Genomic DNA, 16,435 nt, shown 5'->3' with positions numbered 1-16,435 from the left:
AGCCTCGGCTGAGGCACTCCCGTGCCTTCCCCCATCTCGATCGAGGATGTCATCTTGTCCAACTACGAAGACGACCGCACCGCCCCCTCCGGCGTCAGCCGTCGTAGGTTCCTGATCCTCTCCGGCGCGGCGGCAGCCGTCGCAACCATGGCGGCCGCATCGCCGGCCGCGGCCGAGGGCGCCACTGGCATCGGCACTCTGGACTATCCGTTCACGCTCGGCGTCGCCTCGGGCGACCCCCTCGCCGACTCGGTCATCCTGTGGACCCGTCTCGCTCCCCAGCCGCTCCTCGTCGGCTCGGGTATGCCGGCACGCAAGATCCCCGTGCACTGGGAAGTCGCGACCGACGAGGCCTTCACCGATGTCGTGCGTGACGGCGAGGTGTTCGCATACCCGGAGTACAACCACAGCCTCCACGTCGATGTCCGTGGTCTCGATCCGGACCGGTGGTACTTCTACCGGTTCTGGGCCGGCCCGCAGGTGAGCCCGGTCGGCCGCACCCGCACGCTGCCGGCGCCCGGCGCGCCCAAGGACAGGTTCACCGTCGTCCACGCGGCCTGCCAGAACTGGGCGACGGGCTACTTCACGGCATACCGCTCGGTGCTCGACGACGACGTCGACCTCTACCTGCACCTGGGCGACTACATCTACGAGGGCGCGATCACCGCCCAGGCGCCTCGGGGCGTCGACCTGTCGGCCGACGTGCGCGCCGCCGCGAACACGGTCGACCAGTACCGCCTGCGCTACAGCCTCTACAAGACCGACCCCGACCTGCAGGCCGCCCACGCGGCGGCGCCGTGGGCGATCGTGCGCGACGACCACGAGGTCAGCAACGACTACGCCGGCGGCATCGACCACGGGCCCAAGCAGCTCGCTCGCCGCGCTGCCGGCTACCAGGCGTGGTGGGAGAACGTGCCGACCCGGTGCGCACCTCCGATCGGCCCGGACGAGCCGATCTTCCGCCGCTTCCAGATCGGCAGCCTGATCCAGCTCGACATGCTCGACAGCCGGCAGTACCGCATCGGCGACAACGACCCGCTCGTCTCCAAGCTCGGCGACGAGCAGGAGGCGTGGCTGGTCGGCGGTATCACGCCCGGCGCCTTCACCTGGAACCTGCTCGGACAGGGGCAGCAGCTCGGCGGGGTCAACCAGAACAGCCCGACGCGCAACCGCATCTACACGGCGTACCACGACCGGCAGACCTACCCGGTGATCTTCTCCGGCGACCTGCACTGGACGCTCGTGCAGGAGTCCAGGCTCGCGATCCCGGACCCGGCCAGCGCCCTGGTCGGCTCGGAGTTCATCGTCACCTCGATCACCTCGACCGGGGACGGCCCGGGTGACCAGGCGACCAAGGACAACTGGCTCAAGCGTCCGTGGATCCGCTACGTGGACGGGTACCGCGGCCTGATCAAGACCGAGTTCACCCCGACGGGCGCCACCGCCGTCCAGCGCGACGTGCAGTTCGTGACGCGTCCGGACGCGCCGTGGTGGGACGCGCAGACCTTCTACATCGAGGCCGGCCGCCCCGGGTTCGACCTCGTCTGAGGCAACCCCCCCGCTGGGACCGAGCGCTCACTCGACCATCCACCCCACCCGTCGAGTGAGCGCCCGGTCTCTCCTGTCACTCGGGCCACTCGGGCCACTCGGGCCACGTGACTCCTGGGACCGAGCGCTCACTCGACGTGGGGCGGGGCGCCCACTCGACGTGGGCGGGGCGCTCAGTCGACGGGGCGCGCCTCGCGGCGTCCGGGGCGGCGGGCCGCCCGGTAGTCGTGCCACACGGAGTTCACGATCGCGCTCCACACGACGAGCTGGCCGAACAGCAGCAGCCAGACCAGCATCGCCGCGGCGATACCGAGCGAGCCGTAGAGGGCAGACGAATGCTCGAACCGGGCGGGCAGGTAGAGCCTGCTCACTGCGTGCATCAGCGAAAGCCCGACGCCGAAGACCAGCGCCCCCGGCACGAGATCCGTCCAGTGGGACCGGCGGTCGGGCAGCTGGCGCGTGACGGCGAACCAGCAGGCCCCGGCCACCAGGGCCTGCACGAGAGCGGACAGCACGACGCTGCCCGGGAAGAGCCCGTCGATCTCACCGACGAGCCGGGCGCTGAACGCGACGAGCGACACGAGCGCGACGAAGAAGAAGACGGATACGACGAGCTGCCGGGTGCCGGACTTGCCGGTCGTCGTCTCCCAGAGGTGGGCGTTGACGAGCACGAGCGTCCGCCGCAACAGCATCGTCGTCCAGAGCACGCCGAAGAGGCCGATGACCGCAAGGATCCACCACGAGCGACCACCCTCGGAGAGGGCGGCGAGCACCTCGGCACGCGCCGCACCGGAGATGCCGGTGGCCTCGACGGCGCCGTCGCGGACCTCGTTGTCGCTGCGCCCCAGGGCGGACAGCAGGGCGACGCCCAGCAGCACGACCGGCAGCACCCAGAAGAACAGCCGGAACGCGATCGCGCTCGCGAGCAGCATCCCCTGCCGGGCGGCATACGTGGCGAGGGCGGCGAGGGGCAGTCCGTAGAGCGGCTGGCGCTGCGCCAGCTCCTCGTAGCGCCGGCGTGCTGCCTCGGCGCGCACACGGAACTGCTCGATCCGCCCCACCGACGTCTCGTCCTGCGTCTCGGCCCGCGTGCCGTCGGGCCCGTCCGGCCCCTCGACGGCAGTGCCCATGACTGAGGATTGCACGGAAGTCTGCGCCGGGTGGGTGGCCCCCGCAAACTCAGCCGCGTGGCCGGCGCAGTGTGTGCTGCGCCGGCCACCGGCCGGACGTCAGGCCAGCGTCAGGCTGGCGCGGCGCTTGTCGCGGTCGATCTCGAGGATCCGTACCGTCACGGCATCGCCGACGGTCTGGCCGGCGTCGCCGTGCAACAGCCCGTCCGCGTCCATCGCGATCCGGACGAACGAGCCGAAGGGCACGACGCCGACGACCTCACCGGTCACCACGTCGCCCGGGCCGAGCTGTTCGAAGTCACGCTCGTCGAAGCGGGTCATGCGTTCACCTCCTTCCTGTGCAGGCTCCGCTCACATCGGTGAGCGGGGAGGTGCCCGCGCGGAGGTCACGGCACAGCCGGGACGCCCTTCGTGTCACGGCACACGGCCGACCCGGCAGTCACCGGGTGACCGTAGGCCGAGCGGGCGCCCGAGAGCAAGTCCCCGCCGGGACCAGAACGCCGACGCCCGGATGCCGCTCGCCCGGGTCAGTGGGTGACCGTCCGGTCGAGACGCAGGAAGCCGTGCGGGAACTCGCGCCGCTGGATGCCGAGGCGGGCGATCCCCTTCGCGACCTTGAGCGTCTCCTCCTTGCCGACGAAGGTCGGGTTCGTGCACTCGTAGTCCATGCCCTTCCAGTGGATCGTGCACCCGCGGGCCGCCACGGTGTTGCGCACCCAGTCGGTCTCGCGACCCCACGGAAGCGCGATGGTGAAGCGGCCCGCGCTCGGCATCACCGCCACCGGGATCGCGTACTCCTTGCCGCTCTTGCGTCCCCGGTGTCGCAGCACCGCCCACAGCGGGAACACGCGGTGCCCGGCCAGGTGGATCGCGAACCGGTTGAAGGACTGGGCAGACGCGGGAGCAGCCATGACCCCAGCATGCCCCGCGAGCCCTGGTGTCGAAAGGCGACCGGCCGGGGCCTCGGCCCCACACGTGCGCCGCGGCGCAGCGGTGGCCGCGCGGATCGGGTGGTCAGCGGGCGGCATACCTCCTCAGCTCGGCCTTGGCGAGGGCGTTCTTGTGCACCTCGTCGGGGCCGTCCGCGAAGCGGAGCGTGCGGATGCCGGCGAAGGCCGCCGCGAGCTCGTGGTCCTGGCTGAGCCCGCCCGCTCCGTGGGTCTGGATCGCCTTGTCGATGATCCACTCGACCGTGCTGGGGGTGGCGATCTTGATCGCTTGGATCTCGGTGTGGGCACCCTTGTTGCCGACGGTGTCCATGAGCCAGGCCGTCTTGAGCACGAGCAGTCGCAGCTGCTCGACGCGCACGCGCGCCTCGGCGATCCAGTCGCGCACGACGCCCTGGTCGGCGAGCGGCCGGCCGAAGGCGACCCGCTCGGAGGCCCGGCGGCACATCGCCTCGATGGCGACCTCTGCCAGGCCGATCGAGCGCATGCAGTGGTGGATCCGGCCGGGCCCGAGGCGCGCCTGGGCGATGGCGAAGCCGCTGCCCTCCTCCCCGATGAGGTTGTCCACGGGGACGCGGACGTCGTGGAACGCGAGCTCGGCGTGGCCACCATGGTCGTGGTCGTCGTAGCCGAAGACCTCCATCCCGCGGACGATCTCGAGGCCGGGCGCATCTCGCGGCACGAGGACCATCGACTGCTGCCGATGGCGGTCGGCGCCCGGGTCGGTCTTGCCCATGACGATGAACACCTCGCACTCGGGGTTCATCGCGCCGGTGATCCACCACTTGCGGCCGTTGATGACGTACTCGTCGCCGTCGCGGCGGATCGAGGTCTCGATGTTCGTCGCGTCGCTGCTCGCCACGGCCGGCTCGGTCATGGCGAACGCGGACCGAATCTGCCCGCGCAGCAACGGCTCGAGCCAGGTCACCCGCTGCTCGTCGGTGCCGAACGCCGCGAGCACCTCCATGTTGCCGGTGTCGGGCGCCGCGCAGTTGAGCACGGCCGGAGCGAGCCGGATGCAGCGGCCGGTGATCTCGGCCAGCGGGGCGTACTGCAGGTTGGTCAGCCCGGCGCCGTGCTCGCCGGGCAGGAACACGTTCCAGAGGCCGAGGTCCCGGGCCTCCTGCCGGAGCTCCTGCAAAACCGGGACCGTGCTCCACGCCCAACGGTCGTCGAGTGCCGAGACCTGCTCGTCGAACACGGGCAGCGACGGCTCGACCCGCTCGTCCATGAAGGCGAGCAGCTCCTGGCGCAGCTCCTCGGTGCGTGCGTCGAACGCGAAGTCCATCAGTCCTCCTTCACCCCAGGCGGGTTCGTGCCGTCGAGTGCGGCGAGGCCGGCCGCGACGAGCGGGCCGGTCGCCTCCCCGATCGATGCGAAGCCCTCGCCGACGGTCTGTCCTTTGGTGTAGCGGTAGTGGATGCCCTCGAGGATCACGGCGAGCTTGAAGTACGCGAGCCCGAGGTGGAACGAGAGTCCCGACAGGTCACGGCCGCTGCCCGCCGCGTACCGTGCGAGCAGCTCTGCGGGCGACGGATAGCCCGGGGCCTGCGACGCATCCGAGACGGCGTTGGGTCCGACGACCAGCGGCAGCGACTGGTAGGCGTCGAGCAGCGCCACGTCGGTGAGCGGGTCGCCGATCGTGGCCATCTCCCAGTCGAGGACGGCCGTGACGCGGTCGTCGTCGACGAGGAGGTTGTCGAGCCGGAAGTCGCCGTGGACGATCGCGGGAGCCCCGCTCTGTGGCACCGAGGAGGCGAGCCGGTCGTGTAGCTCGTCGATGCCGGGCAGCTCCCGGCTCCGGGACGCGTCGAGCTGCTGTTTCCAGCGCCGGACCTGGCGCTCGAGGAAGCCGTCCGGTCGGCCGAAGTCGCTCAGACCGACGGAGGCGGGATCGACTGCGTGCAGGGCCAGGAGGGTGTCCACCATCCGCTCGGCCACGGCCCGGGTGCGCTCCGGACCGAGAGGCTGGAGCTCGGCTGCGCTCCGGTACGGCGTGCCGCGCACGTGCTCCATGACATAGAACGGGGCGCCGATGACGTCCTCGGTCGCGCACACGGCATACGTCGCCGGCACGGGCACGGGCGTGTCCCGCAGGGCCGAGATGACGCGGTGCTCCCGCACCATGTCGTGGGCCGTCGCGAGCACGTGCCCGAGCGGGGGTCGGCGCACGACGACCGTATGCCATCCGTCACCGACGACGTACGTCAGGTTGGACTTCCCGCCGGCGATGAGACGGCCGGTGAGCGGACCGTCGAACAGCCCCGGCGCCTCGCGGGCGAGGAAGTCCGCGAGCGCCGGGAGCGGGAGGCCCCGCGGGTCGGCCACGGGAGACGGGGGCGCCTCGGTCATCTCAGTCCCTCGGGCCGCCGGCGACGTAGATGACCTGGCCGGAGACGAACCCGGCCTCGTCGCTGGCCAGGAACGACGCCGTCGCCGCGATGTCGCCAGGCTGACCGACGCGGCCGACGGGGATCTCCTTGGCGGCACCTTCGAGGAACTGCTCGAAGGTGATGCCCATCCGCTCGGCGGTCGCCCGCGTCATGTCGGTGGCGATGAAGCCGGGGGCGATCGCGTTGGCGGTGACGCCGAACCGGCCGAGCTCGATGGCGAGCGTCTTCGTGAAGCCCTGCAGACCGGCCTTGGCGGCCGAGTAGTTGGCCTGGCCGCGGTTGCCGAGCGCCGACGTCGAGCTGAGGTTGACGATGCGACCCCACTTCGCGTCGACCATGTACTTCTGGCACGCCCGCGCCATGAGGAAGGAGCCGCGCAGGTGCACGCCCATCACGGCGTCCCAGTCGCCGGCCGTCATCTTGAACAGCATGTTGTCGCGGATGATCCCGGCGTTGTTGACCAGCACCGTCGGCGCTCCGAGCTCGGCTGCGACCCGCTCGACGGCCGCCTGCACGCCGGCCTCGTCGGACACGTCGACCCCGACCGCCAGCGCCTGGCCTCCAGCTGCCTCGATGTCGGAAACGACTGCGGCGCAGGCGGACTCGTCAAGGTCGAGGACGGCGACGGCATACCCGTCGGAGGCAAGGCGCTTGGCGACGGCCGCGCCGATGCCGCGCGCGGCGCCGGTGACGATGGCCGTGCGGGCAGAAGTGTCGGTCATGAGGTGGTCTCCTTGCTCGGTGGGGCGCCCGCGACGGTCTCGAGGCGCTGCTGGATCTTGTTCATGCCGGCGACCCACGCGTCGGGGTCGGCGGCGCGGCCGGCGTAGTACTGCCGCACACCCGGGTGCGGGAGGACGAGCGTCGCATCCCCCTGGAGGCCCGCCCAGACGGCGTCAGCGACGTCCTCAGGAGTCAGGGTGCCGTCCCGCGTGAGGATGTCCTTGAGCGGCCCAGCCTCGTGCAGGATCCGAGTGTCGACACCGAGGGGGCAGACGGCCTGGACGATGATGCCGCGGTGGCGGTAGGTGGCCGCGAGCCACTCCGCGAGCGCGACCGAGCCGTGCTTGGTGACCGAGTACGGCAGGTCGCCGAGCATGGTGAGCAGCCCGGCCGCCGAAGCGGTCAGGACGAGCCGTCCGCCCCCGGACTCGAGCCAGAGGGGCACGAGCCGGCGCGCCGCTCGCACCTGCGCCATGAGGTTGACATCGAGCATCCGTGCCCACTCGTCGTCGGTCGCGTCGAGGCCCACCCCCGACACGATGCCCGCGTTGGCGACGAACAGGTCGATCGACCCGAGGTGCGTGAGCGCCGCGTCGACCAGCGCGTCCACGCCGCTTGTCGTGGCCATGTCCCCCGGGATCGCGTCGGCGTCGATCTCCCGTGCCGTGACGGCGAGCGTGTCGGCGTCGACGTCGCTGACGACGACGTGCCGGCCCTCGTCGACCAGCCGCGTCGCGATGGCCCGGCCGATGCCTCGGGCCGCACCGGTGACGACCGCGGTGCGACCAGGCGGCGGAACTGTCATGGGCACTCCTCGCGTGCGTTACGGTCCGACCTCACTAAGCGCTTGCTTACCTTGGCGACTCGGGGCACCCCACGTCAAGTGCCGCGGCCCTCGGATGGACATTGGACCTGCCGGCTCAGCGGCACGGGCCGGTAGGTTCCGCTCATGGGAACCTCTCCAGCACGCCTGGGTGCGGCCGTCCTGGGCACGGTCGCCGGCGCGCTGGGCGCACTGGCCGTCGTGACCAGGCGCACGCCGTGGCCCTCGGCGATGCTCGTGCGCGTCATCTTCGACCGAGGCGCTCGCGACGCGAGCGACGCCCTGGAGAAGCACGTGCCTTCGGGCCTGCACGAGGTGCTCGGAGAGACGTATGCCGCGGGCGACCCGGACGCGCGCATCGACGTCTTCCGGCCGGCCGGCTCTGGCCCTGGTCGCGGATCGGGCGCCGTGCTGGGACCCCTGCCGACAGTGGTGTGGATCCACGGTGGGGCCTTCGTCTCGGGCAGCCGAACGCAGGTGGCCAACTACCTGAGAGTGATTGCGGGACAGGGGTTCACGACTGTCGGGGTCGACTACTCCATCGCTCCCGAGGCCCGCTACCCGGCGCCGGTCCGGCAGGTGAACGCCGCCCTCGACCATCTTGTCCGGCACGCCGACCGCCTTGGCGTCGATCCCACCCGGATCGTCCTCGCCGGCGACTCGGCAGGCGCCCAGATCGCTGCACAGGTGGCAGCCCTGGCCAGCGACCCGGCATACGCGGAACGGGTCGGCATCACCGCGGCGATCGACCGCGACCAGCTGGTCGGGACCGTGCTGTTCTGCGGCGCCTTCGACTTCGACCTCGTCCGCGGGTCGTCGCGGCTCGGCTCGTGGCTCATCGACACGGCGCTGTGGGCCTACTCGGGCCGGCGCGACTACCTCGCCGACGAGACCTTGCAGCTCGCGTCGGTGGCGCATCACATCCCGACGACGTTCCCTCCGACCTTCGTGTCCGCCGGCAACGCCGACCCGCTCCTGCCGCACTCGCTCAGCCTCGTGGCCACGCTGGAGCGGCTCGGGGTCGTGCACGAGACCCTCTTCTTCGTCGAGGACCACAGCCCGGCCCTGCAGCACGAGTACCAGTTCAACCTCGACTCCGTGGACGGTCAGGTCGCCTTCGAGCGCGCCGTCACCTTCCTGCGAAGGGTCACCGCCACCGGAGCCTGAGGCCGTTACCGGGTCGCAGTCGGCGCGGATCCCGGCTTGGCCGGCTGGGCCGGCGTCGTCGCGCTCGGCATCGGCTGCACGAGCGGCTGGATCGTCGGTGGGGGCGTGTACGTGCCTTCCGCGCCGGACTGGAGCAGGGGGTGGCCGTTCTGGTCGAAGACTCGAGGCAGTTCGACGCGATGTCCGGTCGAGTCGTAGACGAGGAAGGTCGTGACGGGCTCGCCGTCATTGGCCAGCCCGGGGACCGGAACGGACTCGGTGACGTAGCTGACGGTCTCGGTGACATAGGAGCGCGTTGCCACGATCGGCAGCACGACCAGGGCGGCCAGGAACATCACCACATTGAGGGCTGTGACCGCACCGCGGCGCGGTCCAACCCATGACACCGCGCTTCGACCCAGCCAGAACGAGAGCGCGGCGCCGGCGAGCCACCAGATCAGGTTGGTGTCCGCGCCGACGACATATGCCGCAATGGTCGCGACAACGACTCCCCGGACGCACCACCAAACGGGCTGCAGGTCCCGCAGCCAGGGGTGCTTTGCGACGAGCTCGGACCGCCGCCGCAGCACCCGATGCCAGCCGGCGCCCAGGCCGGCCTCCCGAGGAGCCGTCCGGGGCGGGTAGCCGGCCGCGGTCCGCAGCTCTGCCGCATAGGTCTCGGGCGACCCGAGCCGCGTGCGCACGTCGCCCGACTCGGCGGCGAGCTCGGCCAGGTCGGCCTCCATCCCCTGGGTGAGCTCGTCGAGCTCGTCGGCGGCAAGGTCCGACAGGGCTGCCCGGACTCGGGCGACGTACGCCATGACGTCGGCGCGGACGGTGGCGCCGCGGGTAGCCGAGCCGGTAGGGGCCGCCGTCGTGGGCAGTGCGGTCGTGTCGTTCATGGCTTGACTCCTGCGGTCTCCAGCAGACCTGCCATGGTCTGCGCGAATGCCATCCACGTCTTGCCCTGAAGTGCGAGCAGGTCGCGGCCCTTCTTGTTGATGCCGTAGTACTTGCGGTGCGGCCCCTCGTCGGAGGCGACGACGTAGGACGTCAGCGCTCCTGCCGCATAGAGCCGGCGAAGCGTGCCATAGACCGATGCGTCGCCCACGTCGTCGAGCCCCGCCGCCCGCAGGCGGCGGACGACGTCGTAGCCGTAGCCGTCCTCGTCGGCGACCACAGCAAGGACGGCCAGGTCGAGCACGCCCTTGATGAGCTGGGTGCCGTCCATGCGTCCCTCCCCTCGGCCAGCGTCGGCGTTACTGCCGACGGCGCACTACTGTGTGATGCGTAATAGTGCAGATTCCGTTGCAGGGGTGTCAAGGGGGCGCGCCGCGCCGTGCTGGTGGGTGTCGGAGGGGCGAGAGAGGATCGGGGCATGCTGCTCTCCGATGTCGTCGCCACCTCGCAAGCGGTCGCGGCCACCACCTCTCGCACGGCCAAGGTCGACGCGCTCGCCGGATGCCTGAAGCGGGCCTCGCTCGACGGTCCGGAGGTCGTCGAGCTCGTGGCGTCGCACTTGTCCGGGGTGCTGCCGCAGCGGCGGATCGGAGTGAGCTGGCGCGGGCTGCAGACCCTGCCCACCCCGGCGACCGAGCCGACCCTCACCGTCGAGGATGTCGACGCAGAGGCGACCCGCATCGCCGGCTTCGGCGGGTCCGGTTCTGCCGCAACGAGATCCGCTGCGGTCAAGGCTCTGTTCGGGCGCGCGACTGCCGACGAGCAGCGATGGCTGCGCGGTCTCATCACGGGTGAGACCCGTCAGGGCGCGGGCGACGGCGTGATGCTCCAGGCCATCGCGAAAGCAGGCGAGGTGCCCGACGCCGCAGTGCGTCGTGCAGTCATGCTGGCCGGGTTCTCCGGGCCGGTCGCGCGCGCGGCGCTCACTGGAGGCGTTCCCGCCCTGGAGGCGATCCACCTCGAGGTCGGCCGGCCGCTGCGGCCCATGCTGGCCGGTTCGGCGCCCGACGTGACCGAGGCCCTGGCCACGCTCGGGGGCGAGGTGATGGTCGAGACCAAGCTCGACGGCATACGGCTCCAGGCGCATGTCGACCACGGCACCGTGCGGCTCTTCACGCGCACGCTCGAGGAGGTCACCGACCGGATGCCCGAGATCACCGAGGCACTCGTCGGGCTCGACGTCGAGACCGTCGTGCTCGACGGCGAGGTCATCGCGCTCGGCGAGGGGGGTCGCCCGCAGCCGTTCCAGGTGACGGGCGCCCGCACGGCCAGCACGGCGGACGTCGACCGGCTTCGCGAGCAGGTGCCGCTGACCCCGTTCTTCTTCGACGTCCTGCACCTCGACGGCGCCGACCTGCTCGACGAGCCCGCGGCCACGCGCTGGGAGCGGCTCGCTGCCACGGTCCCACCGGCGTGGCTCGTGCCCCGCGAGCTCACCGGCGACCCTGAGCGGGCGCGTCAGTTCTTCGCCGACCTCGTCGCTGCGGGTCACGAGGGCGTCGTGGTCAAGGACCCACGGCTGCCGTATGCCGCGGGCCGGCGCGGTCCCGGGTGGGTCAAGGTCAAGCCGCGGCACACGCTCGACCTCGTTGTGCTGGCCGTCGAGTGGGGCAGCGGTCGTCGGAGGGGCTGGCTGTCGAACATCCATCTCGGCGCGCGCGACGCCGAGACCGGTGACCTGGTGATGCTCGGCAAGACGTTCAAGGGCATGACCGACGAGATGCTCGCGTGGCAGACCGAGCGGTTCCAGCAGCTGGCCGTCGACGGCGCCGACCCCGAGGGATCCTGGGTCTTGCGGCTGCGCCCGGAACAGGTCGTCGAGATCGCCTTCGACGGCGTCCAGAGGTCGAGCCGCTACCCCGGTGGCATGGCCCTGCGGTTCGCCCGCGTGCTGCGCTACCGCGACGACAAGCCGGTCAGCGAGATCGACACGGTCGAGACGGTTCGATCGCTCGCCGGATGGTGAGTCGTGGCGACGAATCCCCTTCCGTGACTATTCAGTTCGCCTCGCCGGACACGGTCCTTTCCGACGCGACGCCGCAGAGTGTCGGCCTCGACCCGGCCCCGATCGCAGAGGCCGTGACGCACATCCGCGCGCACGAGGCTGCTCCGCCAGGCGGGCATGCGCTCTTCGCCGGGGCCGTCGGCGTGATGGGCCACGAGGGCCGGATCGTCGCGCGTGATGCGAGCGGGTGGGCGCTGCGATATGCCGACGCGTCGACCGAGCTGCCCCGCGAGCGCTGGGTCCCGATGCGCGAGGACACGATCTTCGACCTGGCCTCCGTGTCGAAGCTCTTCACGTCGATCGCCGTGATGCAGCTGGTCGAGGAGGCGGTGGCCTCCCTTGATGCGCCTGTCGCGGCATATCTCCCTGAGTTCGCCTCTGCCGGAAAGGAATCCGTCACCGTGCGGGAGCTCCTGACGCACCGGTCGGGACTCCCGGCATGGCTGCCGCTGTGGAGTGACTACCCCGACAAGCCGTCTCGCATCGCGGCCGTGATGGACCAGCCCCTGGACCGTGCGCCTGGCGCGACCTACCTCTACAGCGACCTCGGCCTCATTGCTCTCGGGGTCATGGTCGAGCGGCTCCGGGGCGTGCCGCTCGACCAGGTCGTGATGGAGCGAGTCACCGGGCCGCTCGGCATGGCCGACACCGGCTACAACCCGGTCGCGGTGGACCGCACGGCCGCGACCGAGGTGAAGACCAAGGCAGCCCGGGGCCTCGTGCGCGGGCAGGTGCACGACGAGAACGCCTGCGCGCTGGGGGGCGTCGCCGGTCACGCGGGGGTCTTCTCCACAGCCGACGACCTCGCTGTGCTCGCCCAGGCACTGCTCAATGGCGGCACCTATCGCGGCAGGCGGATCCTCGGCAGCGCGAGTGTCGTCGACCTGGTCTCCAGCGCCGACGGGAGCACCGGCGGGGATGCCCACGGCCTCGGCTTCGAGCTCGACCAGCGGTGGTACATGGACGACCTCGCCGGGCCGCACACCGCGGGACACACCGGCTTCACGGGCACGTCGGTCGTCATCGACTTCACGTCGCGGTCGTTCGCGATCCTGCTGACGAACCGCGTCCACCCGTCACGCGACTGGGGCTCGGTCAACGTCGCGCGCCGGGAGTGGGCCCATGGCCTCGCCGCCGCCCTCCGCTCAGGTCCCACCTGCGGTTCGAGGTGATCGATGGTCGACGAGGAGGTATGCCGGGTGCTCCGGGAGGCGTCCAGCGTCGAGCAGGTGCCGGCCGAGGACCATCGCCCCGTCGAGCGCGGCGCCGACGGCAGCGCTCCGTGCACGACCTGTCGCAGCAAGCCGCGCATCGAGCGCCGTGCGGATCGGCTCGGACGCGAGCAGCCCACCCGTCGCGACGAGGTGCGGCCGTTCGAGACCTGCGGCTGCGGCAACGAGCGAGTCCGCGAGGGCGAGGCCGGCGTCTCGGCAGATGCCGGCCGCGACAGGATCGCCGTGCTCGGTCGCGGCCTCGCTCACGAGCGGTGCCACGGACGCGAGCCGCGCCGGGGTGTCGTCGGCGGTCATGACCAGGCGCGGCCAGCCCTCCGGTCGGCCCAGCAGGTCGGATGCCGCCTGGAGCAGTACCGGCGAGCCGCCGGGCAGCCCGTCGACGGCGCGCAGCGCAGCCCGCAGGCCCATCGTCCCGACCCACGCGGCCGATCCGCTGTCGCCGAGCAGGTGTCCCCAGCCGTCGACGCGGTTCCATCGGTGGTCGAAGTCGGTCCCGAACGCCACGGCGCCCGTGCCTGCCGCAACGACGGCTCCTGGCTCGATCCTCCCGATCGCCCCGACGAGACTGGCGACCGCGTCGCTGACCACCACCGTCGTCGCGGCGCCCAGACCCGAGGACGCCTCGCGTAGCACCGCTTCGCGATCTGCCAGCATCAGCAGCCCCCGCATCGACCACACGACAATGTCGGGGGAGCCGGTCCGTCGATCATCGGCGAGACCAGGGCGCCCTTCGACGGATCCCCTTGTGCCGCCGACAGACTCGAACAAACCACGGGCATCCTCCACGAGTGGCCCGATCTGGATCCCGTCCGGCCCGACGCGCACGCCCGGAGCGGTGAGCACGGGACCCGGCCGACCGGCATACGTCTGGAGGCGAAGGGCGGAGCCGCCGATGTCGACCGCGACGACCACGCGACGGACGGGGTGGGCGGGGTCCTGAGCAGTCACCGGTGACACTGTCGTCGAGCTTGTCACCGCCGCAGTCCTCAGCGCCGCGAGGGCGCCTGCGACCGACCCCTCGTGGTCGTCGATGGTGCGACGGGCCGTAGGCACGTCGACGTCCGCGAGCATCGACAGCAGTGCCGGCTTCAGCTCGCCACCCGCGGCGTCGAGAGCACGGCGAGCCCGGTCGGCGTCGTCGCCCGTCGCTTCCTGAAGGATGCGCACGACCCGCCCTCGCAGCTTGGCGTTCGTCGCGACGACGTCGACCATGAGGTTGGACCAGGTGCGCCCGAGGCGGATCATGACGGCGGTCGAGAACGACCCGAGGACGAGCTTCTGGGCGGTCCCTGCCTTGAGCCGGGTGGATCCGGTGAGCACCTCCGGGCCGGTCCGGGCGACCAGCAGGTGATCGACGTGCGGGCCGATCGATGCGTCGGGGTTCGCGGTGAGCAGCGCCGTCACCGCCCCGATCTCCCGCGCCCGCGCCAGGGCGCCGGCCACGAACGGCGTCCGGCCTGAGGCGGTCAGCCCGATGGCGATGTCGCCTTCACGAAGGCCGTCCGCCTCGGCGCGGCCGTGCTCGGTGTCGTCCTCCACGTTCTCGACCGCGCGGCCGAGTGCCGCCATGCCACCCGCGAGGTGGGCGACGACCAGGCCGGCCGGGACGTTGAACGTCGGCACCAGCTCGGCAGCATCGAGCACCGCGAGGCGCCCCGAGGTGCCCGCGCCGAAGTAGTGGATCGCACCACCCGCGCGCAGGGACTCGACGGCACGGTCCACGAGGACCGCGAGCTCGGGCAGCGCGTCCCCCACGGCACGCGGGACAGTCGCGTCCTCCGCATTGAGCACGCGCAGGATGTCGAGAGAGGAGTACGTGTCGATCGACATCGTGCCTGGGTTGCGCTGCTCTGTCGGCGCCTCGACTCTGACCTCGCTGTCCATCCGACGGACGTTAGCCCTTGACGACCGTGTGGTCACGCACGTGGCTCCACCTCATCGACCGCACCCGCCGCCCGCGCCGCCCGCGCCGCCGGAGGCGCGGGCCCGGAGACGACACTGCCCGCCCGGGCACGAACCCCGGGCGGGCACTGGACGCATCTGCTGCGACGAGCGGGCGGCCTCGGAGACCGAGGCGGCGCAGGCTCAGCGCAGCGGGTTGAACGGAGCGAGCTGCTCGGGCGCGGTGCCGGTCACGATCTGCTCGGCGAGCAGGCGACCGGTGACCGGACCGAGCGTGATGCCCCACATGCCGTGGCCACCGGCGACGAACACCTTGGACGACTTCGTCGCGCCGATCAGCGGCAGGCCGTCGATCGTGCAGGGGCGTGAGCCGACCCACTCGTCCTGACGGTTGTCGAGGTCGGCACCCTTGAGCAGCGGGCGGGCCGACTCGACGATGGCGTTGATCCGGCGCTGGTCGAGGGCCGCCTCGGGCTTGCGGAACTCCATCATGCCGGCGACGCGGAGGCGGTCACCGATCGGCGTGCAGGCGACCCGGGCGGCCGGGAAGTAGACCGGGCCGTTGGGCAGGTCCTCGACGGCGACGCTGAACGAGTAGCCGCGGCCGGCCTGGACGACTCGCTTGACGCCGAAGTCGCGAGCGAGCTTGCCGAGCCACGCGCCGGTGGCGACCACCACGGAGTCGAACTGCTCGGTGATGCCGACCTCGTTCGTGATCGCCACACCGCCGGGCGTCTCGAGGATGTTCGAGACGGCGTTGCCCGTGACGATCTTGCCGCCGCGTGCGACGACCGAGTCGGCCAGAGCCGCGACGTAGGCGCCCGGGTTGATGAACCGCTGGCCGTGGAGCACGATCGCCGCACCGATGTTGTCCGAGAGCGCCGGCTCGATGGCGCGGGCCTCGTCGCCGGACAGCACGTCGAACGTGATGTCGCCACCGGACGCGTGGATGTGCTCGATCTCCTCGAGCAGGGTCTTGCGCTCCTCGACCGTGCGGTAGGCGGCGGTGAACGACTTCGCCTCGTACGTCTCGGCGTCGACGCCACCCTCACGGAGCAGGTCGAAGCTCTGGAGCGACAGGTCGTTGACCGGCACGAGGGAGCCCATCGCCTTCTTCCACGCCTTCATCGTGCTGTGGCGCGTGAAGCCGGTGACGAAGCGGAGGAAGTTCGGGTTGGCGCTCGGCGGCACGTAGACGGGCGAGCTCGGGCTCAGCACGGCGCGCAGGCCGTACTTCAGCACGGCGGGCTCGGGCAGCGGGGTGGCGATGCCGGGCGTCAGCCAGCCGGCATTGCCCCACGACGCGCCGGCCGCGACGCCGTCGCGGTCGATGACGGTCACCTCGACGCCGCGCTCCTGGAGGAACCAGGCGGTGGCCAGGCCGACCATGCCGGCGCCGACGACGGCGACGCGCTCGGGGGCGGGGGAACCGGACGGGGTCACAGCGGGCATGCGATCGACTCCTGTGTCATCGATAAGGGTGTGGGTGCCTACCACCATGGTCTCGGCAAGGTGAGCACGGCTCGTGGTGCCCCGCTGCCAAACTTTCCCTTCATGGCTGTGCTCAGCGCACAACGGCATGCCACCATCGACGTATGCCGCCCGCTCCCTCCCGCCGCGCGG

15 protein-coding genes are annotated in these 16,435 nt (G+C 71.4%); 4 read left to right on the top strand and 11 right to left on the bottom strand.

Annotated features, from left to right (window positions below):
- Positions 1-54 precede the first annotated feature (54 nt).
- A complete protein-coding gene (locus tag ACYVLP_RS24970) occupies positions 55-1,548 on the top strand; it encodes an alkaline phosphatase D family protein (RefSeq protein WP_460629987.1) in 1,494 nt (497 codons plus the stop codon).
- A gap of 173 nt (positions 1,549-1,721) precedes the next feature.
- On the opposite strand, the gene ACYVLP_RS24965 is transcribed toward ACYVLP_RS24970, so the two are convergent.
- From ACYVLP_RS24965 to ACYVLP_RS24935, 7 genes are all read right to left on the bottom strand, one after another.
- Positions 1,722-2,678, bottom strand: a complete 957-nt coding sequence (locus ACYVLP_RS24965; protein ID WP_460629986.1) for a YihY/virulence factor BrkB family protein — start codon at positions 2,676-2,678, stop codon at positions 1,722-1,724.
- Between the two features lie 99 nt (positions 2,679-2,777).
- Complete coding sequence (locus ACYVLP_RS24960) at positions 2,778-2,999, bottom strand: S1 RNA-binding domain-containing protein (protein WP_460629985.1); 222 nt, start codon at positions 2,997-2,999, stop codon at positions 2,778-2,780.
- Between the two features lie 206 nt (positions 3,000-3,205).
- Positions 3,206-3,589, bottom strand: a complete 384-nt coding sequence (locus tag ACYVLP_RS24955; protein WP_460629984.1) for a PNPOx family protein — start codon at positions 3,587-3,589, stop codon at positions 3,206-3,208.
- Between the two features lie 103 nt (positions 3,590-3,692).
- Positions 3,693-4,913 carry an acyl-CoA dehydrogenase family protein gene (locus tag ACYVLP_RS24950; RefSeq protein WP_460629983.1) on the bottom strand — a complete coding sequence of 407 codons (1,221 nt, stop codon included), beginning with the start codon at positions 4,911-4,913 and terminating at the stop codon, positions 3,693-3,695.
- Positions 4,913-5,977: a phosphotransferase family protein gene (locus ACYVLP_RS24945; RefSeq protein ID WP_460629982.1), complete on the bottom strand. Its 1,065-nt coding sequence runs from the start codon at positions 5,975-5,977 to the stop codon at positions 4,913-4,915. The genes ACYVLP_RS24950 and ACYVLP_RS24945 overlap by 1 nt, the downstream gene beginning before the upstream one ends.
- Before the next feature lies 1 nt (position 5,978).
- A complete protein-coding gene (gene fabG, locus ACYVLP_RS24940) occupies positions 5,979-6,740 on the bottom strand; it encodes a 3-oxoacyl-ACP reductase FabG (RefSeq protein WP_460629981.1) in 762 nt (253 codons plus the stop codon).
- Positions 6,737-7,546 carry an SDR family NAD(P)-dependent oxidoreductase gene (locus ACYVLP_RS24935; protein WP_460629980.1) on the bottom strand — a complete coding sequence of 270 codons (810 nt, stop codon included), beginning with the start codon at positions 7,544-7,546 and terminating at the stop codon, positions 6,737-6,739. The genes fabG and ACYVLP_RS24935 overlap by 4 nt, the downstream gene beginning before the upstream one ends.
- A 144-nt stretch (positions 7,547-7,690) precedes the next feature.
- Between ACYVLP_RS24935 and ACYVLP_RS24930 the strand changes: the two genes are divergently transcribed.
- Positions 7,691-8,731, top strand: a complete 1,041-nt coding sequence (locus tag ACYVLP_RS24930; RefSeq protein ID WP_460629979.1) for an alpha/beta hydrolase — start codon at positions 7,691-7,693, stop codon at positions 8,729-8,731.
- A gap of 5 nt (positions 8,732-8,736) precedes the next feature.
- On the opposite strand, the gene ACYVLP_RS24925 is transcribed toward ACYVLP_RS24930, so the two are convergent.
- Positions 8,737-9,612 carry an HAAS signaling domain-containing protein gene (locus ACYVLP_RS24925; protein WP_460629978.1) on the bottom strand — a complete coding sequence of 292 codons (876 nt, stop codon included), beginning with the start codon at positions 9,610-9,612 and terminating at the stop codon, positions 8,737-8,739.
- Entirely contained in the window at positions 9,609-9,941 is a 333-nt protein-coding gene (locus tag ACYVLP_RS24920) for a PadR family transcriptional regulator (RefSeq protein WP_460629977.1), read from the bottom strand. The genes ACYVLP_RS24925 and ACYVLP_RS24920 overlap by 4 nt, the downstream gene beginning before the upstream one ends.
- A gap of 147 nt (positions 9,942-10,088) precedes the next feature.
- Here ACYVLP_RS24920 and ACYVLP_RS24915 point away from each other — a divergent pair, with 147 nt between their 5' ends.
- Both ACYVLP_RS24915 and ACYVLP_RS24910 read left to right on the top strand, forming a co-directional pair.
- Positions 10,089-11,636 (top strand): ATP-dependent DNA ligase, encoded by a 1,548-nt coding sequence (locus ACYVLP_RS24915; RefSeq protein ID WP_460629976.1) that lies wholly within the window; start codon positions 10,089-10,091, stop codon positions 11,634-11,636.
- 23 nt (positions 11,637-11,659) lie between these two features.
- The gene (locus tag ACYVLP_RS24910; protein WP_460629975.1) at positions 11,660-12,847 is read left to right on the top strand and encodes a serine hydrolase domain-containing protein; all 1,188 of its coding nucleotides are present in this window, start codon (positions 11,660-11,662) and stop codon (positions 12,845-12,847) included.
- Here the strand turns inward: ACYVLP_RS24910 and ACYVLP_RS24905 are convergent.
- Positions 12,821-14,794 carry an N-acetylmuramic acid 6-phosphate etherase gene (locus ACYVLP_RS24905; RefSeq protein WP_460629974.1) on the bottom strand — a complete coding sequence of 658 codons (1,974 nt, stop codon included), beginning with the start codon at positions 14,792-14,794 and terminating at the stop codon, positions 12,821-12,823. The two genes, ACYVLP_RS24910 and ACYVLP_RS24905, sit on opposite strands and share 27 nt — an antisense overlap.
- 201 nt (positions 14,795-14,995) lie before the next feature.
- Positions 14,996-16,264 (bottom strand): NAD(P)/FAD-dependent oxidoreductase, encoded by a 1,269-nt coding sequence (locus tag ACYVLP_RS24900; RefSeq protein WP_460629973.1) that lies wholly within the window; start codon positions 16,262-16,264, stop codon positions 14,996-14,998.
- Between the last annotated feature and the right edge of the window lie 171 nt (positions 16,265-16,435).

This window comes from Intrasporangium mesophilum (genome assembly GCF_054783095.1).
The sequence above is the reverse complement of the archived record's forward strand: the minus strand, read 5'-3'. Positions and strand labels throughout refer to the sequence as shown.